The sequence below is a fragment of the Bradyrhizobium sp. CIR48 genome (genome assembly GCF_014198315.1).
In the GTDB taxonomy this organism is placed as follows: Bacteria; Pseudomonadota; Alphaproteobacteria; order Rhizobiales; family Xanthobacteraceae; genus Bradyrhizobium.
The window spans coordinates 141,836-161,383 of the sequence record NZ_JACIHG010000011.1; the positions used below are offsets into that span (position 1 = coordinate 141,836).

Annotated in this window: 26 protein-coding genes; 15 read left to right on the plus strand and 11 right to left on the minus strand. The window is 64.3% G+C overall.

Annotated elements, in window-relative coordinates:
- Positions 1-63: 63 nt before the first annotated feature.
- Together GGD66_RS30290 and GGD66_RS30295 are read right to left on the minus strand one after the other, a co-directional pair.
- Positions 64-222 (minus strand): hypothetical protein, encoded by a 159-nt coding sequence (locus tag GGD66_RS30290; RefSeq protein WP_183259998.1) that lies wholly within the window; start codon positions 220-222, stop codon positions 64-66.
- A 21-nt stretch (positions 223-243) separates the two neighbouring features.
- A complete protein-coding gene (locus tag GGD66_RS30295) occupies positions 244-618 on the minus strand; it encodes a PRC-barrel domain-containing protein (RefSeq protein WP_028144036.1) in 375 nt (124 codons plus the stop codon).
- Positions 619-759: 141 nt separating this feature from the next.
- Between GGD66_RS30295 and GGD66_RS30300 the strand changes: the two genes are divergently transcribed.
- The 7 genes from GGD66_RS30300 to GGD66_RS30330 all read left to right on the plus strand — a co-directional run bounded on the left by GGD66_RS30300 (position 760) and on the right by GGD66_RS30330 (position 6,026).
- Positions 760-2,556 (plus strand): thiamine pyrophosphate-requiring protein, encoded by a 1,797-nt coding sequence (locus GGD66_RS30300; RefSeq protein WP_183259999.1) that lies wholly within the window; start codon positions 760-762, stop codon positions 2,554-2,556.
- 8 nt (positions 2,557-2,564) lie between these two features.
- Positions 2,565-2,792 carry a hypothetical protein gene (locus tag GGD66_RS30305; protein WP_183260000.1) on the plus strand — a complete coding sequence of 76 codons (228 nt, stop codon included), beginning with the start codon at positions 2,565-2,567 and terminating at the stop codon, positions 2,790-2,792.
- 85 nt (positions 2,793-2,877) lie between these two features.
- The gene (locus GGD66_RS30310; protein ID WP_183260001.1) at positions 2,878-3,429 is read left to right on the plus strand and encodes a DUF4142 domain-containing protein; all 552 of its coding nucleotides are present in this window, start codon (positions 2,878-2,880) and stop codon (positions 3,427-3,429) included.
- A 208-nt stretch (positions 3,430-3,637) separates the two neighbouring features.
- Positions 3,638-4,528, plus strand: coding sequence for an SDR family oxidoreductase (locus GGD66_RS30315; RefSeq protein ID WP_183238063.1), 891 nt, complete (start codon positions 3,638-3,640; stop codon positions 4,526-4,528).
- A 90-nt stretch (positions 4,529-4,618) separates the two neighbouring features.
- Positions 4,619-5,197, plus strand: coding sequence for a phosphatase PAP2 family protein (locus tag GGD66_RS30320; RefSeq protein ID WP_183260002.1), 579 nt, complete (start codon positions 4,619-4,621; stop codon positions 5,195-5,197).
- The gene (locus GGD66_RS30325; protein ID WP_092262571.1) at positions 5,194-5,541 is read left to right on the plus strand and encodes a DUF3147 family protein; all 348 of its coding nucleotides are present in this window, start codon (positions 5,194-5,196) and stop codon (positions 5,539-5,541) included. The genes GGD66_RS30320 and GGD66_RS30325 overlap by 4 nt, the downstream gene beginning before the upstream one ends.
- A complete protein-coding gene (locus GGD66_RS30330; protein WP_183260003.1) occupies positions 5,541-6,026 on the plus strand; it encodes a hypothetical protein in 486 nt (161 codons plus the stop codon). Before GGD66_RS30325 ends, GGD66_RS30330 begins: the two co-directional genes overlap by 1 nt.
- Before the next feature lie 148 nt (positions 6,027-6,174).
- Here the strand turns inward: GGD66_RS30330 and GGD66_RS30335 are convergent, their stop codons facing one another.
- Positions 6,175-6,333: a hypothetical protein gene (locus GGD66_RS30335; protein WP_018321736.1), complete on the minus strand. Its 159-nt coding sequence runs from the start codon at positions 6,331-6,333 to the stop codon at positions 6,175-6,177.
- A 172-nt stretch (positions 6,334-6,505) separates the two neighbouring features.
- Here GGD66_RS30335 and GGD66_RS30340 point away from each other — a divergent pair, with 172 nt between their 5' ends.
- The gene (locus tag GGD66_RS30340) at positions 6,506-6,754 is read left to right on the plus strand and encodes a hypothetical protein (RefSeq protein WP_183231748.1); all 249 of its coding nucleotides are present in this window, start codon (positions 6,506-6,508) and stop codon (positions 6,752-6,754) included.
- A 171-nt stretch (positions 6,755-6,925) separates the two neighbouring features.
- On the opposite strand, the gene GGD66_RS30345 is transcribed toward GGD66_RS30340, so the two are convergent.
- The 3 genes from GGD66_RS30345 to GGD66_RS30350 form a co-directional block, all read right to left on the minus strand.
- Positions 6,926-7,147, minus strand: coding sequence for a hypothetical protein (locus tag GGD66_RS30345; RefSeq protein ID WP_028144043.1), 222 nt, complete (start codon positions 7,145-7,147; stop codon positions 6,926-6,928).
- Positions 7,148-7,216: 69 nt separating this feature from the next.
- The gene (locus GGD66_RS42080; protein ID WP_283806143.1) at positions 7,217-7,348 is read right to left on the minus strand and encodes a hypothetical protein; all 132 of its coding nucleotides are present in this window, start codon (positions 7,346-7,348) and stop codon (positions 7,217-7,219) included.
- A gap of 117 nt (positions 7,349-7,465) precedes the next feature.
- Positions 7,466-7,660 carry a hypothetical protein gene (locus tag GGD66_RS30350; protein ID WP_092262557.1) on the minus strand — a complete coding sequence of 65 codons (195 nt, stop codon included), beginning with the start codon at positions 7,658-7,660 and terminating at the stop codon, positions 7,466-7,468.
- Positions 7,661-7,754: 94 nt separating this feature from the next.
- Here GGD66_RS30350 and GGD66_RS30355 point away from each other — a divergent pair, with 94 nt between their 5' ends.
- Positions 7,755-8,267 carry a DUF4142 domain-containing protein gene (locus GGD66_RS30355; protein ID WP_018321740.1) on the plus strand — a complete coding sequence of 171 codons (513 nt, stop codon included), beginning with the start codon at positions 7,755-7,757 and terminating at the stop codon, positions 8,265-8,267.
- 18 nt (positions 8,268-8,285) lie between these two features.
- On the opposite strand, the gene GGD66_RS30360 is transcribed toward GGD66_RS30355, so the two are convergent.
- Positions 8,286-8,579: a hypothetical protein gene (locus tag GGD66_RS30360; protein WP_018321741.1), complete on the minus strand. Its 294-nt coding sequence runs from the start codon at positions 8,577-8,579 to the stop codon at positions 8,286-8,288.
- Between the two features lie 276 nt (positions 8,580-8,855).
- Here GGD66_RS30360 and GGD66_RS30365 point away from each other — a divergent pair, with 276 nt between their 5' ends.
- Positions 8,856-15,152, plus strand: coding sequence for a HAMP domain-containing protein (locus tag GGD66_RS30365; RefSeq protein ID WP_018321742.1), 6,297 nt, complete (start codon positions 8,856-8,858; stop codon positions 15,150-15,152).
- Positions 15,153-15,165: 13 nt separating this feature from the next.
- Positions 15,166-16,653: an HWE histidine kinase domain-containing protein gene (locus GGD66_RS30370; protein ID WP_179735290.1), complete on the plus strand. Its 1,488-nt coding sequence runs from the start codon at positions 15,166-15,168 to the stop codon at positions 16,651-16,653.
- A gap of 97 nt (positions 16,654-16,750) precedes the next feature.
- Here the strand turns inward: GGD66_RS30370 and GGD66_RS30375 are convergent, their stop codons facing one another.
- The gene (locus GGD66_RS30375; RefSeq protein ID WP_183260004.1) at positions 16,751-16,972 is read right to left on the minus strand and encodes a hypothetical protein; all 222 of its coding nucleotides are present in this window, start codon (positions 16,970-16,972) and stop codon (positions 16,751-16,753) included.
- Between the two features lie 142 nt (positions 16,973-17,114).
- On the opposite strand from GGD66_RS30375, the gene GGD66_RS30380 reads away from it, so the two are divergent.
- Positions 17,115-17,372: a hypothetical protein gene (locus tag GGD66_RS30380; RefSeq protein ID WP_092262548.1), complete on the plus strand. Its 258-nt coding sequence runs from the start codon at positions 17,115-17,117 to the stop codon at positions 17,370-17,372.
- 94 nt (positions 17,373-17,466) lie between these two features.
- Positions 17,467-17,715 (plus strand): hypothetical protein, encoded by a 249-nt coding sequence (locus tag GGD66_RS30385; RefSeq protein WP_018321746.1) that lies wholly within the window; start codon positions 17,467-17,469, stop codon positions 17,713-17,715.
- A 111-nt stretch (positions 17,716-17,826) separates the two neighbouring features.
- Here GGD66_RS30385 and GGD66_RS30390 read toward each other — a convergent pair whose 3' ends face one another.
- Together GGD66_RS30390 and GGD66_RS30395 are read right to left on the minus strand one after the other, a co-directional pair.
- Positions 17,827-18,033, minus strand: coding sequence for a hypothetical protein (locus tag GGD66_RS30390; RefSeq protein ID WP_091964874.1), 207 nt, complete (start codon positions 18,031-18,033; stop codon positions 17,827-17,829).
- Between the two features lie 20 nt (positions 18,034-18,053).
- Entirely contained in the window at positions 18,054-18,275 is a 222-nt protein-coding gene (locus GGD66_RS30395) for a hypothetical protein (RefSeq protein ID WP_092262545.1), read from the minus strand.
- A gap of 115 nt (positions 18,276-18,390) precedes the next feature.
- Between GGD66_RS30395 and GGD66_RS30400 the strand changes: the two genes are divergently transcribed.
- On the plus strand, positions 18,391-18,585 hold the full coding sequence (locus GGD66_RS30400; protein ID WP_018321749.1) for a DUF3072 domain-containing protein: 195 nt from the start codon (positions 18,391-18,393) through the stop codon (positions 18,583-18,585).
- A gap of 80 nt (positions 18,586-18,665) precedes the next feature.
- Complete coding sequence (locus GGD66_RS30405) at positions 18,666-18,953, plus strand: DUF6496 domain-containing protein (protein ID WP_092262543.1); 288 nt, start codon at positions 18,666-18,668, stop codon at positions 18,951-18,953.
- A gap of 12 nt (positions 18,954-18,965) precedes the next feature.
- On the opposite strand, the gene GGD66_RS30410 is transcribed toward GGD66_RS30405, so the two are convergent.
- The gene (locus GGD66_RS30410; protein ID WP_026202613.1) at positions 18,966-19,328 is read right to left on the minus strand and encodes a hypothetical protein; all 363 of its coding nucleotides are present in this window, start codon (positions 19,326-19,328) and stop codon (positions 18,966-18,968) included.
- Positions 19,329-19,548 lie beyond the last annotated feature (220 nt).

Here is a 19,548-nt window from a genome sequence, read left to right on the forward strand (position 1 = left end):
AAGGAAGCGCGGCACAGTTGCGTGCCGCGCTGTCTCTGACGTCTCACGGGAAACCCGCCTGTCTCAGTGCGTCTTCGTCTCGTGCCATTTCTCGAGATCGGGCTTCTCCTCGTCCGCTCCCTGCTCCTTTTCCGGATTGCCCTTCCAGGGCTTGTCCGTCTGCCGATGCGAACCCCAGTCGTTCTGCTGCCGGGGATCGTCGTTGGGCCGTTCCTTGCTCATCGATCTCCCTTTCCGGGAACGTCAAGCGAAGGGAACACCGTAATAGGAGTTGATGCCGCGCACAGCTGCGTCATCACCCCAGTTCCAATCGCTTCGTTCGCCATATTTCGGGGCCCCTTCCAGTTCCTTGGTGGTGATGCCGGTGACATACCCGCCAAGCTCCGTGTCGTATTTCAGCGACTGCCAGGGCAACGGATAGTGGTCGTTGCCGAGGCCCAGGAATCCGCCGAAGCCGAGCACGGCGTAAGACACCCTGCCGCTGACCTTGTCGATCATCACGCGTTCGATCGAACCAATCCGGTTGCGGTCGGCGCCGTAGACCGACGTTCCCTCGACCTTGTCGCTGCCGATCAGCCGTCCCATCTCGCTGCGGCCCAGCTCGCCTTGATTCAGCATCTTAATCCTCCACTCAGCCAATATGAATCAACCGGATGAGCAAGCGATCGTTCCGGCGCAGATGTTCCCGGAAGCGGGCCAGGAACATCGCAGGGAAGGAGCCGTTCTCTGAACTTCACGCACAACCGAGAGCCACGCGCGATGTCCCAGACCGTCTCCGACTTCATCGTCCAGCGTCTGCATCAATGGGGCGTGCGACACATCTTCGGCTATCCCGGCGACGGCATCAACGGCGTGTTCGGCGCGATGAGCCGGGCCCAAGGCAAGGCAGAAGAGATCGGCTTCGTGCAGGCGCGGCACGAGGAGATGGCGGCATTCATGGCCAGCGCCTACGCAAAATTCTCAGGGCAGCTCGGCGTCTGCATCGCGACCTCGGGCCCAGGTGCCTCGCATCTCATCACCGGGCTCTACGATGCGCTGCTCGATCACCAGCCGGTGCTGGCGATTGTCGGCCAGCAGGCCCGCAACGCTCTCGGCGGACACTATCAGCAGGAGCTCGACCTTCTCTCGATGTTCAAGGACGTCGCCGGCGCCTACGTCATGCAGGCATCCTCGCCTGCGCAAGTGCGACACCTGATCGACCGAGCCGTGCGGATCGCGCTGGCGCGGCGGACCCCGACCGTGATCATCCTGCCCAACGACCTGCAGGAAGAAGCTTTCGAGAGCCCGCCACGTGCACACGGCACGCTGCATTCCGGCATTGGTTATAGCGCGCCCAGCATCATGCCGCGTGAGGCCGATCTCGATCGCGCCGCGGAAGTGCTGAATGCCGGCAAGAAGGTCGCGATGCTCGTCGGCGCCGGCGCGCTTGGCGCAACCGACGAGGTGATCGCCGTCGCTGACCGCCTCTCGGCCGGCTGCGCCAAGGCGCTGCTCGGCAAGGCAGCGCTGCCCGACGACCTGCCGTGGGTCACCGGCTCGATCGGCCTGCTCGGCACCGAGCCCAGCTACAACATGATGATGGAATGCGACACGCTGCTGATGGTCGGCTCCGCCTTCCCCTACGCCGAGTTCCTGCCGAAGGAAGGCGCAGCGCGCGGCGTGCAGATCGACATCGACGCCGGCATGATGTCGATCCGCTTTCCCATGGAGGTCGGCCTCGTGGGCGACGCCGCCGAGACGCTGCGCGCTCTGTTGCCGCGGCTGAAACCCAAGAGCGACGGCGCCTGGCGCCAGGGTATCGAAGACGACGTCACGACATGGTGGAAAACGCTGGATGGCCGGGCACATCAGCCGGCAGCGCCGGTCAATCCGCAGCTCGTCGCCTGGGAATTGTCGCCGCGCCTGCCCGACCGTGCGATCATCACCAGCGATTCCGGCTCCTGCGCCAACTGGTTCGCCCGCGACCTGAAGATGCGGCGTGGTATGATCGCCTCGCTCTCCGGCGGCCTCGCCTCGATGGGCGCCGCGGTGCCCTATGCGCTCGCCGCGAAGTACGCCCATCCGGACCGTCCGGTGATCGCCCTCGTCGGCGACGGCGCGATGCAGATGAACAACATGGCCGAACTGATCACCGCCGCGAAATACTGGCGCTCCTGGCGCGATCCGCGCTTCATCGTCTGCGTCTTCAACAACGAGGACCTCAACCAGGTGACCTGGGAGCAGCGCATCATCAACGGCGATCCCAAATTCGAAGCCTCGCAGCAAATTCCCGACGTCTCCTATTCACGCTTCGCCGAGCTCATCGGCCTGCGCGGCATCTTCGTCGACAGCCCGCAGCTGCTCGGCTCGGCCTGGGAGCAGGCGCTGGGAAGCGAGATGCCCGTCGTGCTGGAGGTGAAGACCGATCCCGAAGTGCCGCCGCTGCCGCCGCATATCACGCTTCAGCAGGCCAAGAACTTCTCGCTCGCCCTCTTGAAGGGCGATTCGAACGAAAGCGGGATGATCAAGGGAGCAGCGCGGCAGGTGCTCGAAACGATCCTGCCCGGAAAGCAATGAGGTCAACCATGAGCGACTTTCGCGACATCCAGCACGGCGTCAACGATCCCGTCGATGGCGTCGACGTGAAATACCATTTCAACGACAACAGGACTCCGCACGAGCGCGCGCAGCACCATGCCGATGTGCGTGCCGACGCCACGGCCGCCCCCGCCGAGCCGTTTCTGCCCGAGCGGCTTCGACGCAAACCGACCGATCCCATCAATCCGCGCACCGGGCGGAATCCGACGGATTAGTCGTTAGGAACCTCGGTGCATGCGACGTGTTGATCGGCGCAACACCACGCGGCAAGAGGCCGCGCGCCCACGGAGGGACCGAACCATGAAACGTACCATCATCGCCCTTGCCTGCGTGCTTGTCGCCGGGCCCGCGATCGCCCAGTCGCTGGGCGAGAAGACCGGCGTCAATTCGGCGCTCGGTGTCGCGCCAACGACTGCCGACTTCGTCAAGCAGGTCGCCATCAGCGACATGTTCGAGATCGAGTCGAGCAAGCTTGCCACGCAAAAGGGCAACGCGCAGGAGAAGAGCTTCGCGCAACAGATGGTGACCGACCACACCAAGACCAGCACCGAGCTCAAGGGCCTCGTCGGTGACGGCAAGGTGCAGGCGACCCTGCCGACGGCGCTCGACAGCTCGCACCAGAGCAAGCTCGACAAGCTCAAGAGTGCGAATGGCAAGGACTTCAGCTCGGACTACAATTCCTATCAGGTGAGCGCCCATGAGGATGCCGTGTCGCTGTTCGAGCGCTACGCCAAGGGCGGCGACAATTCCACGCTGAAGGATTGGGCCGGCAAGACTCTGCCGGCGCTCAAGCACCATCTCGACATGGCCAAGGAGCTCGGCAAGGCGCCGAGCGTCGGCCAGGCGAAGTAAACCTCGAACGCGGGCGCCGGCTTTGCCGGCGTCCTCTGCGTCCCGGCACCGATGCCTGTCTCCCGTGGATTGCGATCACGGACGTCGCGGAGAGCATCGTGGCCCAGCAGGACAGGACCCCAATATCCAGCCGGCACGTCGTTCGCGCCGCGAGCATGTCGCTCGCCGCGGCACGCCGGCGTCTTCGACCGCGAAAGGAGATCCGCACATGGCCGAGCAGCCGCTGATCGATCCCGTCGGCCGCTTTCCGAAGCCGCCGTTCAAAAAGCAGTCGCAGCCCTGGCCGGGCCTCGCCGGCAAGATGGAGCCGCGGCCGGACCATGGCGAGACCAGCTACAAGGGCTCCGGTCGGCTCGCCGGCCGCAAGGCGCTGATCACCGGCGGCGATTCCGGCATGGGCCGCGCCGCCGCCATTGCCTATGCGCGCGAAGGCGCCGACGTCGCCATCAATTACCTGGCGGCGGAAGAGCCGGATGCGCAGGAGGTGATCGCGCTGATCAAGAAGGAAGGCCGCACCGGGCTGGCGATCCCCGGCGATCTCCAGGAGGAAGCCTTCTGCAAAAGGCTGGTCGAGCAGACCGTGCAAGGTCTTGGCGGTCTCGACATCATCGTCAACAATGCCGCCCGGCAGCAGGCGCGCGCCTCCATCCTCGACGTCTCCTCGGAGGACTTCGACGCGACCATGAAGACCAACATCTACGCGCCATTCTGGATCATCAAGGCGGCGCTGCCGCATCTCAAGCCCGGATCCTGCATCATCGGCACGACCTCCGAGCAGGCTTACGATCCCTCGCCCGATCTCTACGATTATGCGCAGACCAAGGCAGCGACGATGAACTATGTGAAGGCACTGGCCAAGCAGCTGGCGTCGAAGGGCATCCGCGTCAACGGCGTGGCGCCCGGACCGATCTGGACGCCGCTTCAGGTCTCCGGCGGCGCAACGATGGAGAAGCTCGAGAAATTCGGCGGCATGACGCCGCTCGGCCGCCCCGGCCAGCCGGTCGAGCTCGCCTCGATCTACGTGCAGCTTGCCGCCGCCGACGCCAGCTATGCGACCGGCCAGGTTTACGGGGCGGCGGGTGGATCGGGGCAGCCTTAGCAGAGCTGGGACGCTCGCTGGAGCTCAGGAACCATCTTTGTCTCCAAGCTTTTACAAATCTGTCATGGAGGAAATATCGCCGGCTCACCGATGGCGCTCGTAACAGTCAAACCCACCCGGATCGATACGGCGATCGCGAACGAGATCGCACACAACACCAACTCGGGGCTTGAGCATACCACCCAGATATTGACCTGGGGGGCCGACGAGCATGTGCTCATCGCGCTGGCCGCTGCGGGATGGCTCTACACCCGGCTGCGGCACCCGCAGCAGCGTCCCGTTGCAGATCACGTTCTGATGGTCTCGCTGGCGACGGCCATACTGCCGCATGTTCTGAAGTCCGTGTTCGATCAGACCAGGCCGGACCGGCTGACCGTCACCGGTCATTGGCGTGGCGTCCCCTTCTCGGGGCGATCCCGCGACGCATTTCCCTCCGGTCACGCCGTGCATATGGGCGCTCTCGCCTCGGCGGCCGGCCTGTTTCCGCCTGCCCGGCGTCGGGCGGTCCGCGCCCTTGCCGTGGTGCTATCGTTGACGCGCGTCGTGGTGCTTGCGCATTGGGCCAGCGATGTGGTGGCGGGCTTTACGCTTGGCGTCGCCGTCGAGCGACTGTTCAGGCCGTTCACGCTGGCGAAACGGCGGCCTAAAGCCTCGCGGGTCCGGTCATGACCGAATATCTCCTGCGCTTCATCGCCGGCGGCCTGATCGTCTCTGCCTTCGCGATCCTGGGCGACATGCTGCGACCGAAGAGCTTTGCCGGCCTGCTCGGCGCGGCGCCGTCGGTCGCGCTGGCCACCCTCAGCATAGCCGTCGTCCAGCACGGCCCGCGATATGTCGCCGCCGAAAGCTGGACGATGATCTATGGTGCCATCGCACTCGGCTGCTACAGCCTCGTCGTCTGCCATCTCCTGATGAGGTTTCACTTCTCCGCTCTGCCAGCCACCACCCTCGCTTTTGCCGCATGGCTCGTCGTCGCCTTCGCTCTGCTCGCGGGTTTCGGAGGTGCTGCCTGATGCTGGTCAAACTGTCTACATCGGCGCTCAAACAGACGCGGTGGTACGAGTATGGTATCCGCTTTCTGCTCGGCGGACTGGCGACCGTCCTCGCGGGGGCCGTGACCACAGGTTTCGGCGTCTCCGTCGGCGGTCTCTTCCTCGCGCTCCCCGCCATCTTCTGCGCCAGCGCAACGCTGATCGAAAGCCATCAGCGCCGCGCCAAGGAAAAGGCCGGCCTCAGCGGAGACAGACGCGGGCAGCAGGCCGCGGCGCTCGATGCCGCCGGTGCCGGCCTGGGAAGCATCGGCCTGGCGGCATTTGCTGCAGTCTTTTATGTCGTGGTTTCGACAACCGTGATCGGCGCATTCGTGGCCGCCATCCTGGTATGGGCGGCCGTGTCGGTGTCGGCGTGGTGGCTGCGACGAAAGCTTCGCATCACCTCGCGCACCACGCAGACCGAACCCATGGGGCCATCAGCGAGGGGCCGCGGCCTCTTCCCGTAGCTTCAGAAAACCATACATTTCGGCGGCCGTCTGAAGCTGATCGATGCGCGCCAGAATAACGTCACGCTGGGGGCCGTCCGCCAAGCCCGACAGTTCGTGCTCCAGCCGCAGCTTCTGCGCCCCGAGACGCTGCTCGAATGTATGTGGCTCAGATCGTCTTCGCATCTTCCGTCCTCGGTGGCTGCAGCCCCGGGCTGTTGGCCCAGCGCTCGACTTGTTCGATGACCTTCTGGTGGCTGGGACGCACCGGCTTGGGGGCTTCCGGCTCTTCGGAAAGCTTTCGGGGCAACCTGACTTCGTCCGTCATGGCTTCTCTCCCTTTCCAAGAGAATGCGCCACCGCCAAAGTCGTTTCAATAATAACCTATTGATTTTGCTATACTTTCTTACTCATTTGGCGTCTTTTTCGACTCTTGTGGAACTCCCGCCAAGTTAGTTTGTTGAGTAACCTACTCAATCTACTCAATTGCGTGATCGACCATGAACGACCTTCGCGCCGAGCGCCTTCAGGTCATGCTCTCGCCGGACGAGTTGGCCGCCGTTGACGATTTCCGGTTCAAACATCGCATGCCGACGCGTGCGGCAGCGGTCCGCGAACTGCTCAGGTTCGGACTGGCCGCCGTCGGCGTCGACGCAGGTGCGGGTGTGAAGTCGAGCAGCTTCGGCGTGTTCGGCCGCGGACCCGACGGACATACTCAGGAAGATCCCGAGAACGGCACCGGGGGCTGACCCGCAAGAACCGTTCATAAGCGAACGACCCCGGCACGGTGGATGCCAGGGCCGTCCTTGGAGATTGCTTCCGGCGCACCGGGGGCATGACAACCGGAAGCAACCTGTCGACGCCTTGCGCGAGGATTCGTTCCTCGCGCTAATCCGTTGCGTCTAAAGCGCGATGCGATGTTAGCCGCTCGGCGCGTCGCCGGAATCGTCCGGCGTCATGCCTGAGCCCGGGGTCTTGCTGTTGTCGTTCAGCTTGGGATCGCGCGTCGCCTCCCGCGACGGTGAGCCTTTCGAACCCGTCTTTTGCGGATCCGTCTTGTGCACGGACTGCGCGCGCTGCTTGTCGCGCGGCTGTTCCTCCGCCCGCTTGTCCTTGACGATGCCGTGGTCGGAATGGGCCATGATGTGCTTCGCCTCTCCTGATGTGTCGAAGCGGTTACGCACTGCGGCGTCGAATGTTCCGGCGCGGCGTTAGCTGTGCGCCGCGTGGACCGCAGCCGATGCCTTCTCCAGATGAACCTGGCGCACCGTCGTCACCGTCGCGAACGCAACCGAGACACCAAAGGCGAGAATGAGTGAAAGAAGAGCCAGACGTGGAGCCATCACAAAACCTCCTTCTGGAAGCGAAAACCAACGCGATCGACTATTCCCTGATCATCCTGGATTGGTCACTTGTGTTCCGTGAGCGGTCTCACACGCGGATTCACGAAGAGAGGGCCCTCACGCATCCTGCTTTTGAGGGAAACGGACCACGACGGGCGGAATTTCGCCATCAAGCCAATCCTGCTCGTGAGCGAGCGCCGTCCAGGCGTCCGCCATGCGCGAAAAGCGCTTATGAGCGGGTTGTCCCTCGGCGCGCTCAGCGAGCTGAAGACAGTTGTCGGCATTATCCCTGAAGATGTCAGACTGTTTCATGTTGAAGACGTGGGGACGGAACTCTCGCGTCGCAACCCGCTTTCCGGATCGTAATGTTCAGGGAACTTCGCCCGTGATTCGCTGTTTGATATCGATGCGAGTTCCTGTCGCGATCGTCCTGGCATTCATCAGCACCGCCGCGCTTGCCGACAGCACCGGTGAACGAAAGTCTGGCGACCGCCCTCCGAGCGCGACCGACGTCATCAGCGGCCTCTATGATTTCAGCCGCTTCCAGCAGGGCCTCCTGGAGAGCACCGATCTGAAGGGCAACGCCGAGGTCAAGAACCTCGCCGCCTTGCGTGCCGAGGAAGCTGCCAAGCGCGACAAGGCGCTGAAGCAGATCCAGGAGGCGATCGGCGCGGAGCCGCGCGTCGGCAAGACGACGTCCGTCGGCGCCAGCCTGATCGAGCCCGAAACCTCGGACGGACCGACTTACGTCCGAAGCTTCTATGCCTCGCAGATTCCGGAATACGAATCGGCCATCAAGCTGCTCGAAAGCTACCTGAAGGCGCCCGACAATGCGGCGCTCGCAACGTTTGCGCGCGAGCAGCTCCCGATGCTGCGCGCGCAGGTCAAGAACGCCGAGCGCACCATGGCGGACAAGTAGCCTCGTTACTTGGAGTTCTTACTTGGAGTTCGGATGATGTTGCTGGCTCTGCGGCCGCACGGTGCGGTCGCTCTCCGGCATCTTGTCCCGACCCGCATCGCCATTGTCATCCTTGCCGCCCGAAGATGAGGTGCCGCTTCCGCTCGGGTTCGACCGGGTCGCCGCCCCCGTGGTCGGTGAATCCGCCTTCGGGCTGGCGGAGCTCGCGGCGGGATCGCCGGTCACCGCCCCGCGGCCGCTGGGCGCCCCGCCCTGTGCCAAGGCTGACCCGGCAAACAGCATGACGACGATCGCAGCAAGTCCTGCTTTCATATCCCTTCTCCCTGTTTTGGGGCTAACCGCGAGGCTCGGCGCTCCGTTCCGAAGGGGCCTTCCGGGGACCGACAATGGGGCGGGTCGCCGATGCGGTTTCTTTTTTGGACCCCAATGGAACCAATTCAGCGGGTTGCGGTTATTGCCGTCGGGCTGAGCAAGACAGGTTCCATACCTCGCGTCACACGTTGGCGCTTGATTTCGAATTTGGCTGACGCTCTATTTTGACAATTGCGTCTTGCCGTGGATTCGGCCGACACCTGCGGGGGAATCAGTATGAGCGACCTCGATCCCGGATCTGCATCACGGTCCGGTCGTCGCGTCCCAAAGCCAAAACCCAATGGTGTATCGGATCCGGATTCCCGGGCCGAATTGCTGCTCGCCCTGCAGGCCATGCGTAGCGGCGATTTCTCCGTCCGGATGAGCGGCGACTATCTCGGCATCGACGGCAAGATCGCCGACACTTTTAATGAAATCATCGCCGCCAACCAGCGCATGGCGCAGCAGCTCGAGCTGGTCGGCCAGGTGGTCGGCCGCGAGGGCAAGACGCGCCAGCGCGTGAAATTCGGCCTCGCCTCCGGCTCCTGGGCCGACATGGAAGGCTCCGTCAACACGCTGATCGACGATCTGCTGTGGCCGACCCGCGAGGTGACGCGTGCGGTCGCCGCGGTGGCGCAAGGCGACCTGCTTCAGACCGTCAAGCTCGACGTCGATGGCCGTCCGCTCCGGGGCGAATTCCTGCAGTCGGCGACCATCGTCAACACCATGATCAAGCAGCTCGGCGTGTTCACCTCCGAGGTGACGCGCGTGGCGCGCGAGGTCGGCACCGAAGGCAAGCTCGGCGGCCAGGCCCAGGTGCCTGAGGTGACCGGCGTCTGGAAGGACCTTACCGAGAGCGTCAACTCGATGGCGAACAACCTGACCAACCAGGTTCGCAACATCGCCGAGGTGACGATCGCGGTCGCCAACGGCGACCTCTCCAAGAAGATCACGGTCGACGTCCGCGGCGAGATCCTCCAGCTCAAGGAAGCCATCAACACGATGGTGGACCAGCTCCGCTCCTTCGCCTCCGAAGTGACGCGCGTGGCGCGCGAGGTCGGCACCGACGGCAAGCTCGGCGGCCAGGCGATCGTGCCCGGCGTCGCCGGCACCTGGAAGGACCTGACCGACTCCGTCAACGCGATGTGCGGCAACCTGACCGCGCAGGTTCGCAACATCGCCAACGTCACCACCGCCGTGGCGCGCGGCGACCTCTCGCGCAAGATCACGGTGGACGTGCGCGGCGAGATCCTGGAGCTGAAGGACACCATCAACACCATGGTGGACCAGCTCAACTCGTTCGCCTCGGAAGTGACCCGCGTGGCGCGCGAGGTCGGCACCGAAGGCAAGCTCGGCGGCCAGGCGCAGGTGCCTGGCGTCGCCGGCACCTGGAAGGACCTCACCGACAACGTCAACTTCATGGCCTCGAACCTGACCGCGCAGGTCCGCAACATCGCCGACGTCGCCACCGCCATCGCGAGCGGCGACCTCTCGAAGAAGATCACGGTGAACGTCTCGGGCGAAATCCTTCAGCTGAAGGAGACGCTCAACACCATGGTCGACCAGCTCAACGCCTTTGCCGGCGAAGTGACGCGCGTCGCACGCGAGGTCGGCACCGAGGGCCGGCTCGGCGGCCAGGCCAACGTGCTCGGCGTCGCCGGCACCTGGAAGGACCTCACCGAAAGCGTCAATTCGATGGCCTCGAACCTGACCGCGCAGGTCCGCAACATCGCGGAAGTGACGACGGCAGTTGCCGGCGGCGATTTGTCGAAGAAGATCACGGTGGACGTGCGCGGTGAGATCCTGGAGCTGAAGGACACCATCAACACTATGGTGGACCAGCTCAACGCCTTCGCCGGCGAGGTCACGCGCGTCGCCCGCGAGGTCGGCACCGAAGGCAAGCTCGGCGGCCAGGCCGTCGTGCGCGGCGTCGGCGGCACCTGGAAGGACCTCACCGACAGCGTCAACTCGATGGCCTCGAACCTCACCGGCCAGGTCCGCAACATCGCCGAGGTCGCGACCGCGGTCGCCAAGGGCGATCTGTCGAAGAAGATCACGGTGAACGTGTCGGGCGAAATCCTTCAGCTGAAGGAAACGCTCAACACCATGGTCGACCAGCTCAACGCCTTCGCCGGCGAAGTCACGCGCGTCGCCCGCGAGGTCGGCACCGACGGCAAGCTCGGCGGCCAGGCCGGCGTGCCCGGCGTTGCCGGCACCTGGAAGGACTTGACCGACTCCGTGAACTCGATGGCGGGCAACCTCACCGCCCAGGTCCGCAACATCGCCGAGGTCGCGACCGCGATCGCCGGCGGCGACCTGTCGCGCAAGATCACCGTGGACGTGCGCGGCGAGATCCTGCAGCTCAAGGACACGCTGAACACGATGGTCGACCAGCTCAACCGCTTCGCGGGCGAGGTGACGCGCGTGGCGCGCGAGGTCGGCACCGAAGGCCGCCTCGGCGGTCAGGCCAACGTGCCGGGCGTCGCCGGCACCTGGAAGGACTTGACCGACTCCGTGAACTCAATGGCCGGCAACCTCACCGCCCAGGTCCGCAACATCGCCGAAGTGACCACCGCCGTGGCGCGCGGCGACCTGTCGCGCAAGATTACCGTCGACGTGAAGGGCGAAATCCTCGAGCTGAAGAACACCATCAACACCATGGTGGACCAGCTCAACGGCTTTGCCGGCGAAGTGACGCGCGTGGCGCGCGAGGTCGGCACCGAAGGCAAGCTCGGCGGTCAGGCCGAAGTGCCCGGCGTCGCCGGCACCTGGAAGGACCTCACCGACAACGTCAACTTCATGGCCTCGAACCTCACGGCTCAGGTCCGCAACATCGCGGAGGTCGCGACCGCGATCGCCGGCGGCGACCTGTCGAAGAAGATCACGGTGGACGTGCGCGGCGAGATCCTGCTGCTCAAGGACACCTTGAACACCATGGTCGAGCAGCTGCGCTCCTTCGCCGCCGAAGTGACGCGCGTGGCGCGCGAGGTCGGCACCGAAGGCCGGCTCGGCGGTCAGGCCGTCGTGCCCGGCGTCGGCGGCACGTGGAAGGATCTGACCGACAACGTCAACCTGCTGGCGGCGAACCTCACCACCCAGGTCCGCAACATCGCCGAAGTGACCACGGCGGTCGCGCGCGGTGACTTGTCCCGCAAGATCACCGTCGACGTGAAGGGCGAAATCCTCGAGCTGAAGAACACCATCAACACCATGGTGGACCAGCTCAACGCCTTCGCGGGCGAAGTCACCCGCGTGGCGCGCGAGGTCGGCACCGAGGGCGAGCTCGGCGGCCAGGCCCAGGTGCCCGGCGTCGCCGGCACCTGGAAGGATCTCACCGACACCGTCAACTTCATGGCGGCGAACCTGACCGAGCAGGTCCGCGGCATCGTCAAGGTTGTGACCGCGGTCGCCAACGGCGACCTCAAGCAGAACCTCACTGTGAAATCCAAGGGCGAAGTCGCCGCTCTCGCCGATACCATCAACAACATGACCGAGACGCTCGCGACCTTCGCCGACCAGGTGACGTCGGTGGCACGCGAGGTCGGCGTCGAAGGCCGGCTCGGCGGCCAGGCCGACGTGCCCCGCGCCGCCGGCACCTGGAAGGACCTCACTGGTAACGTCAACCTGCTCGCGGCCAACCTCACCTCGCAGGTGCGCGCGATCGCGGAAGTCGCGACCGCCGTGACCAAAGGCGATCTGACGCGGTCGATCCAGGTCGACGCCCGCGGCGAGCTCGCCGAGCTGAAAGACAACATCAACACGATGATCACGAACCTCCGTCTCACGACGGACGTGAACACCGAGCAGGACTGGCTGAAGACCAACCTCGCCAAATTCACCAACATGCTGCAAGGCCAGCGCGACCTCACCACGGTGGGCCGGCTGCTGCTCACCGAGCTGTCGCCGCTGGTGAACGCCCATACCGGCGTGATCTACCAGGTCGAGAGCGAGGACAATCCGCAGCTCCTGCTGCTGGCCTCCTATGCCAGTGACGGCATCTACCCGTATCAGCGCGTGCTGCAGTTCGGCGACGGCTTGATCGGCCAGTGCGCGCTCGACAAGCGGCCGCGCGTGGTCGCCGACATTCCGTCCGACGCGGTGCCGATCAACTCGGCGCTGTTCCGGGTCGCGCCGAAGAACCTCGTCGTGCTACCGGTGCTGTTCGAGGGCCAGGTCAAGGCCGTGATCGAGCTCGCCTCGCTCGTCTCCTTCACGACCTCCCAGATGACTTTCCTGGAGCAGCTCACCGACTCCATCGGCATCGTGCTCAATTCGATCGAAGCGACCATGCAGACCGAAGGCCTGCTCAAGCAGTCGCAGCAGCTTGCCGGCGAACTCCAGACCCAGCAGCGCGAATTGCAGCAGACCAACGACCAGCTCGAACAGAAGGCACAGCAGCTCGCCGAGCGCAACGTCGAGGTCGAGCGCAAGAACCAGGAGATCGAGCAGGCCCGCCGCGCCCTCGAGGAAAAGGCGACCGAGCTCGCGCTGACCTCGAAGTACAAGTCCGAATTCCTCGCCAATATGAGCCACGAGCTGCGCACGCCGCTGAACTCGATCCTGATCCTGGGACAGCAGCTCACCGACAATCCGGACGGCAACCTCTCGGCCAAGCAGGTCGAATTCGCCCGCACCATCCACGGCGCCGGCACCGACCTGCTCAATCTCATCAGCGACATTCTGGATCTGTCCAAGATCGAATCCGGCACGGTGACGGTCGACGCCGAGGAAATCCTGACCGCGAACCTGCTGGAGACCGTCGGACGGCCGTTCCGGCATGAGGCGGACAACCGCAATCTGTCATTCAAGATCGACGTCGATCCGGCCCTCCCACGCAGCATCGTCACCGACTCCAAGCGCCTGCAACAGGTGCTGAAGAACCTGCTCTCCAACGCCTTCAAGTTCACCGCCGAAGGCGAGGTGCGCCTCAATGTCGCCGCCGCGGTCGGCGGCTGGGGAACGGATCATCCGGTACTGAACTCCGCGCCGGCGGTGATCGCGTTCGAAGTGTCCGACACCGGCATCGGCATTCCCCTGGAGAAGCAGAAGCTGATCTTCGAGGCGTTCCAGCAGGCCGACGCCGGCACCAGCCGGAAATATGGCGGCACTGGCCTTGGGCTTGCGATCAGTCGCGAACTGGCAAGCCTGCTCGGCGGCGAGATTCATCTGCGCAGCTCGCCAGGCAAGGGCTCGTCGTTCACGCTGTATCTGCCGCTCAAATATTCCGGCCCGACGCTCGCGCCGCGCGCCGCACCCGCGCCGCAGCAATACAACCAGCCGCCGGCGCTGCAGCCGGCCGCGCCGGAGCAGCAGCGCGTCATCGAGCAGCTTCCCGACGACCGGCTCAACCTCGAGCCTGGCGACAGCATCCTCCTGATCGTCGAGGACGACCCGCATTATGCACGTGTGCTGGTCGACCTCGCGCGCGACAAGGGATTCAAGGTTCTGGTCGCCGGCCGCGGCGCCGAGGCGCTGGAGCTTGCCAAGCAGTACCAGCCGAGAGCAGTCTCGCTCGACGTGTTCCTGCCTGACATGCTCGGCTGGACCGTGCTGAGCCAGCTCAAGCACAATCCTCTGACGCGCCACATCCCCGTGCAGATCATCACGCTCGACGAGGACCGCCAGCATGCGCTGGCCCGTGGCGCGTTCTCCTTCGTCAACAAGCCGACGACGACCGAGGGCGTCTCGGCGGCGCTGACGCAGATCAAGGAATATGCGCGTCCCAGGCGCAAGCGGCTCCTGATCGTCGAAGACAACGAGGCCGAGCAGCTTTCGATCCGCGAGCTGCTGCACCACGACGACATCGAGATCGTGACGACCGACACCGGCGCCGGCGCGCTCTCGACGCTGCGCGAGGCGCCCTGCGACTGCGTGGTGCTCGACCTCCGGCTGCCCGACATGAGCGGCTTCGAGGTACTGGACCAGATCCGCAACGACGAGGCGCTGTCGAACGTTCCGGTCGTGGTCTTCACCGGCCGCGAGCTTTCGGCGGAGGAGGATGCGGAACTCCACACCATGGCGCGCAGCATCGTGGTCAAGGGCGTGGAATCGCCCGAGCGCCTGCTCGACGAGACCGCGCTGTTCCTGCACCGCGTGATCACGGAGCTTCCGGTCGAGAAGCAGCGCATGCTGGAGAAGCTGAACAGTTCCGACGAGGATTTGATCGGCAAGACCGCGCTTCTCGTCGACGACGACGCCCGCAACATCTTCGCGCTGTCGAGCGTGCTGGAACGGCGCGGCATGAAGGTGCTGACTGCCACGACCGGCAGTGAAGCCGTCACCCTGGTCGAATCCAATCCGGAGATCGCCATCGTTCTGATGGACATCATGATGCCGCAGATGGATGGCTACCAGACCATCGGCGTCATTCGCGAAAACCCGGCCTTCGCCCGCCTTCCGATCATCGCGCTGACCGCCAAGGCGATGAAGGGTGACCGGGAAAAATGCCTCGAAGCCGGCGCGTCCGATTACCTCGCCAAACCCGTCAACACCGATCAATTGCTGCTTGCGATCCGCATGTGGCTGCACCGCTGAGTTGGGCCCGCGAATGGACCACGAAAAGGTCAACATCCTGCTCGTCGACGACCAGCCGGCCAAGCTGCTCGCCTATGAGGTGATCCTGAAGGAACTCGGCGAGAACCTCGTGATCGCTTCGTCCGGACGCGAGGCGCTGGAGGTGCTGCTCAAGACCGAGATCGCGGTGATCCTGGTCGACGTCTGCATGCCCGAGCTCGACGGCTTCGAGCTCGCCGCGATGATCCGCGAGCATCCGCGCTTCCAGAAGACCGCGATGATCTTCATCTCCGCCATCCAGGTCAGCGACATCGACCGGTTGCGCGGCTACGAGATGGGCGCGGTCGACTACGTGCCGGTTCCGGTCGTGCCCGAGGTGCTCCGCGCCAAGATCAAGGTGTTTGCCGAGCTGTACCGCAAGACCCGCGAGCTGGAACGGCTGAACCAGGAGCTCGAGGACCGCGTCCGCGCGCGCACCGCGGAACTGGAGAACTCCACCGCGAAGCTGCGCGAAAGCGAGCAGCGGCGCAGCATGGCGATCGCCGCCGGCAAGATGGGCTCCTGGGATTGGGACTGGATCAGCGGCGACTGGATGTGGGACGAGGGGCAATATCGCATCTTTGGCGTCGGCCCGGAGAGCTTCGAGGTCAATCCGGCCAACGTTCAGGCGCTGTTGCATCCCGACGACGTCGATCAGTTGCGCAAGGCGATCGCCGAGTTCAACAAGGGCACGCGGGCCTATGAGACCGAGTTTCGCATTGTGCGGCCCGACGGTGAGGTGCGCTGGTGCGTCGGCACGGCGGCCGCGACGGTCGACGACAGCGGTCGTGTCGTGCGTGTGAGCGGTGTCACCGTGGACATCACCGAACGCAAGCGAGCCGAGGAACGGCAGAATCTGCTGGCGCGGGAAGTCGATCATCGCGCCAAGAATGCGCTGGCGCTGGCGCAGTCCATCGTGCGTCTCACCCGTGCCGACGAGGTCAAGGCCTATGTCAACGCCGTCGAGGGACGCATCAACGCGCTGGCGCGCGTGCACACCATCCTGTCGCTGTCGAGCTGGCAGGGCGCGGAGCTCTCCAAGCTGATCGACGAGGAGCTTGCGCCCTATTCGCTCGGCGGCCAGATCGTATTGGCGGGTCCGGAGGTCCAGTTGGTGCCGGCGACGGCTCAGACGCTGGCGCTCGCGTTGCACGAGCTCTTCACCAACTCGGCCAAGTATGGCGCACTCTCGACCAGGTCGGGACGGCTCATGATCGGCTGGCAGGTCGAGGACCAGCTGCTGACGCTGAGGTGGGAAGAGTCCGGCGGTCCGCTCGTCATGACCCCGAAATCTCGCGGCTTCGGCACGCGGAGCCTGCTTGCGAGCGTCGAGTCCCAGCTCGGTGGACAGGCGCAATTCGATTGGCGAGCCGAAGGACTGTTGTGCCGCCTCGAGGTGCCGCTGACACGCAAGACGGCGACGACCGCACCCGGAAAATTCGACGCCCCCGGCTCCGCCGAATTGCAACGCGCCTCGGGCTGAAGCGCGATGCGATCAGGATGAATCGTCATCGCGCTTTAGGTCGTTATTCGAGCATGATCTTTTCGGAAAACCGCTGCGCACTTTTCCGGATCATGCTTTAGCCCGACGCCGCCATCCTGATTTGCCGCGCCGGCCGCGCTTCCTCGGCAAGGCGGCCTTCGAGCCAGGCTTCCGTCTGAGCGAGATCGCGTAGCGCCCTCGCGTAGCGGCGGGCCGCACTTCGCTCCGCGCCGCGCGGCAGTTTGCGGGCCTTGCGCAGCATGTCCGCAGCCGCGTTGCGATAGGCCAGCGAGCGGTAAAGAAAGACTACCTTACCCATATCGAATGTTCCCGGTTTGCCGACGCTTATCCTCGCAGGCCCGGCATGAACGTCGGATGAAGCCGGTGATGACAATTCCTTCATGGGTTTGGAACCGGTGAATATCGTCCGCGTTTGCATGTCAGTTCGGGATGCAGTTCCCATGCGCGCAAAAAAGTCGTCGGACCTGATCTCTCCCACCGGCCTCATCAAGCTGATGACGCATGCGATGATGGGCGCAGCCCTCGGCCTCGCCTTCAGCCTCGCGCTGATCCTGTCCAATCCCGCCGTCGCCAGGCTGCTCGATCACGGCGGAAGCCAGGCCGTAATCGTCTTCGCCCTCACATTGGTGACGACGTTCGCGATCGGCGCGACACTCACCGGCGTCGTGTTCATCCTCGCTGAGGACAAGCAATCTTGAAGCGCGCGTGCGCGCGACAGATGCGTTTGTCGGGAACTCCTTCGGCAAATGGCGGTTGGCTGCCTGCGTCAATTTAACTCAGGGAGTTCCCCGCATGACAACGGCCAAGCTCGTTCTCACCGCAATGTTGGCCACCGGCCTCGCCGCCGCGCCGCTCGCCGCACAGGCCAAGTCGCACAAGGCGAAACACGGATCATCGATGTCGTCCTCGCAGACCACGGGCGCCAACACCAAGGCCTCGAAGGGCGCGGATCCTTCCGGCCAAGGCGGCTCCGGTCCCGGCTCGGACCAGGGCGGCACCATGACGAACCAGAGCAGCAAGGGCATGAGCAATACCAAGTGAGCTCAGGCCGACACGACATCAAAAGCCCCGCCGCGACGCGGGGCTTTTTCTATTTTCTTGATGCCGATCAGCAATCGAGCCGCCACACCGTCGAGCGCCCGCGTCAGCACATTACGGGCGACGCGTTTCAGAGTTGAGCGCGCGGCTCGCAGCATTCGTCTTCACGAGTTGTTCGAGCTGCGCCCGCTTGCGTCCGATCAGAAGTTGGGCCGCAGCATCGTCGAGACCCGCACGCTGCAATTGCCGGATGGCAGAGCCCAATTCGAGAATCTCGGCGCGCAACCTCAAGATCCGGTAAGTGTCCGGGTCTTCCTCCATGGCGCCCCCCCCCAAAAGGTTCAGCGCCGCGTGCTCGCGCGCTCGGGACTAACGACTGTCTTCACGAGACGAAGGCGCACCCGGTCGCGAACGTCAGGCAGGACATCGCCGCCGCCGGCAGCCTTCCATTCGCCGATCAGCAAATTGACCTTCCGGCGCAAATCCATCTGCGCCAAGGCCTGCTGGACGCAATCGCGGTCGCCGTTGATGAGATCGCGCACGGAGGCCTCGACGCCGGCCATCTCAACCCTCAAGGCGCTGATTTGACGTCGAATTTCGTTAATTCTGTTGTCCATGGCTTGTTAGAACAAAATAAGAACATATAGTCAAGTCACGATTTCAGAGCGGAGAAGCGACATGCAGGTTCAAGGCAAATACGACGCCAGGGTTTTCCTTGCCGAGCAGATGACACGGACGCAGGGGCTCAGGCTGAAACGGCTGAGTGAAGAAGCGTATCAGCCCGCGCAATATGCGCGCGATCTGTCCTTCAGCGAGGCCGCACGTCGCATCCAGGTGCTGGAAGCCGAGATCGAGCTGGCGAATTCCTTCTAGGCTGCGCCTGGAACGCTGTCCGCGTCCTTCGGGAACCATGCCCGTGTCGAATGGTTCTCCCCGGCCAAGGGAGAACATGCATGGCACGCAAGGCAAAGAAGCGCCGCTACTCGCGCAGCTCCGGCAGCGATGTCGAGAGCGAGATGCGCCGCTACAAGAAGGGCACGGCAAAGAGCGGTCGCAAAGGCCGTGGCGGACGCGTGAAGAGTCGCAAGCAGGCGATCGCGATCGGACTGTCGAAGGCACGCAAGAAGGGCAAGAAGGTCCCGAAGAAGGCTGCCAAGAAGACCTCCAGGAAAACGTCCAAGAAGAGGACGACGAAGAAGACAAGCAGGAAATCGTCGAAGCGCAAATCCAGCAAGCGCTGACGCTGACCCGCGTCAGATCATGCTGCCCGGCATGAAGCAGCGGATCGAAACCCCGAACGCGGTCTTCACCGGCCACACCATGGTGCGGCCGGCCCGGTTCGGCTCGGTGATGACGGCTTCGTCCGGCACCTCGATCCACTCACCGTCGAGACGCACGCGATAATGCCCGTTATGCGACTCCCAGTCGGGATCGGCGACGGCAAAGCCATCCGCATCCGAGCAGCACGGACCAAGGTGGCTGCGCAAACTGTCGAACCATGGCTTCAGGGGTGAATCCGCGTAGCGGCCGTCGTCCCGCCCGAGAGCGTCTCCGCCCCACAGCACGAATGGCGCCACGAGCAGCGCACTCCTCAGCGAGAGCTTCAATCGATCCATGTCGGCACCGATCAAATGCGAACCAGCGGCCAGTTCCAGAAGCCGGCGGCAAGTTCGAAGTTCCACGCTTGCGTCCCGGTGGCATCGTTGCCGCCGGCGACCTGCACGGTTCGGAACTTTGATGAGCGAACACGGCTTTTTCGGACGAACCGCGTCATCGTCGCTGCCGTTAACGAGAATGTTATCGATCGCTTCCCGGCAGTCCTGAAGCCGAACGGAA

What these genes read in the sequence shown, in the direction of transcription:
- GGD66_RS30290 (WP_183259998.1), bottom strand. Translation starts at nt 222, where the DNA reads ATGAGCAAGGAACGGCCCAACGACGATCCCCGGCAGCAGAACGACTGG.
- GGD66_RS30295 (WP_028144036.1), bottom strand. Translation starts at nt 618, where the DNA reads ATGCTGAATCAAGGCGAGCTGGGCCGCAGCGAGATGGGACGGCTGATC.
- GGD66_RS30300 (WP_183259999.1), top strand. Translation starts at nt 760, where the DNA reads ATGTCCCAGACCGTCTCCGACTTCATCGTCCAGCGTCTGCATCAATGG.
- GGD66_RS30305 (WP_183260000.1), top strand. Translation starts at nt 2,565, where the DNA reads ATGAGCGACTTTCGCGACATCCAGCACGGCGTCAACGATCCCGTCGAT.
- GGD66_RS30310 (WP_183260001.1), top strand. Translation starts at nt 2,878, where the DNA reads ATGAAACGTACCATCATCGCCCTTGCCTGCGTGCTTGTCGCCGGGCCC.
- GGD66_RS30315 (WP_183238063.1), top strand. Translation starts at nt 3,638, where the DNA reads ATGGCCGAGCAGCCGCTGATCGATCCCGTCGGCCGCTTTCCGAAGCCG.
- GGD66_RS30320 (WP_183260002.1), top strand. Translation starts at nt 4,619, where the DNA reads ATGGCGCTCGTAACAGTCAAACCCACCCGGATCGATACGGCGATCGCG.
- GGD66_RS30325 (WP_092262571.1), top strand. Translation starts at nt 5,194, where the DNA reads ATGACCGAATATCTCCTGCGCTTCATCGCCGGCGGCCTGATCGTCTCT.
- GGD66_RS30330 (WP_183260003.1), top strand. Translation starts at nt 5,541, where the DNA reads ATGCTGGTCAAACTGTCTACATCGGCGCTCAAACAGACGCGGTGGTAC.
- GGD66_RS30335 (WP_018321736.1), bottom strand. Translation starts at nt 6,333, where the DNA reads ATGACGGACGAAGTCAGGTTGCCCCGAAAGCTTTCCGAAGAGCCGGAA.
- GGD66_RS30340 (WP_183231748.1), top strand. Translation starts at nt 6,506, where the DNA reads ATGAACGACCTTCGCGCCGAGCGCCTTCAGGTCATGCTCTCGCCGGAC.
- GGD66_RS30345 (WP_028144043.1), bottom strand. Translation starts at nt 7,147, where the DNA reads ATGGCCCATTCCGACCACGGCATCGTCAAGGACAAGCGGGCGGAGGAA.
- GGD66_RS42080 (WP_283806143.1), bottom strand. Translation starts at nt 7,348, where the DNA reads ATGGCTCCACGTCTGGCTCTTCTTTCACTCATTCTCGCCTTTGGTGTC.
- GGD66_RS30350 (WP_092262557.1), bottom strand. Translation starts at nt 7,660, where the DNA reads ATGAAACAGTCTGACATCTTCAGGGATAATGCCGACAACTGTCTTCAG.
- GGD66_RS30355 (WP_018321740.1), top strand. Translation starts at nt 7,755, where the DNA reads ATGCGAGTTCCTGTCGCGATCGTCCTGGCATTCATCAGCACCGCCGCG.
- GGD66_RS30360 (WP_018321741.1), bottom strand. Translation starts at nt 8,579, where the DNA reads ATGAAAGCAGGACTTGCTGCGATCGTCGTCATGCTGTTTGCCGGGTCA.
- GGD66_RS30365 (WP_018321742.1), top strand. Translation starts at nt 8,856, where the DNA reads ATGAGCGACCTCGATCCCGGATCTGCATCACGGTCCGGTCGTCGCGTC.
- GGD66_RS30370 (WP_179735290.1), top strand. Translation starts at nt 15,166, where the DNA reads ATGGACCACGAAAAGGTCAACATCCTGCTCGTCGACGACCAGCCGGCC.
- GGD66_RS30375 (WP_183260004.1), bottom strand. Translation starts at nt 16,972, where the DNA reads ATGGGTAAGGTAGTCTTTCTTTACCGCTCGCTGGCCTATCGCAACGCG.
- GGD66_RS30380 (WP_092262548.1), top strand. Translation starts at nt 17,115, where the DNA reads ATGCGCGCAAAAAAGTCGTCGGACCTGATCTCTCCCACCGGCCTCATC.
- GGD66_RS30385 (WP_018321746.1), top strand. Translation starts at nt 17,467, where the DNA reads ATGACAACGGCCAAGCTCGTTCTCACCGCAATGTTGGCCACCGGCCTC.
- GGD66_RS30390 (WP_091964874.1), bottom strand. Translation starts at nt 18,033, where the DNA reads ATGGAGGAAGACCCGGACACTTACCGGATCTTGAGGTTGCGCGCCGAG.
- GGD66_RS30395 (WP_092262545.1), bottom strand. Translation starts at nt 18,275, where the DNA reads ATGGCCGGCGTCGAGGCCTCCGTGCGCGATCTCATCAACGGCGACCGC.
- GGD66_RS30400 (WP_018321749.1), top strand. Translation starts at nt 18,391, where the DNA reads ATGCAGGTTCAAGGCAAATACGACGCCAGGGTTTTCCTTGCCGAGCAG.
- GGD66_RS30405 (WP_092262543.1), top strand. Translation starts at nt 18,666, where the DNA reads ATGGCACGCAAGGCAAAGAAGCGCCGCTACTCGCGCAGCTCCGGCAGC.
- GGD66_RS30410 (WP_026202613.1), bottom strand. Translation starts at nt 19,328, where the DNA reads ATGGATCGATTGAAGCTCTCGCTGAGGAGTGCGCTGCTCGTGGCGCCA.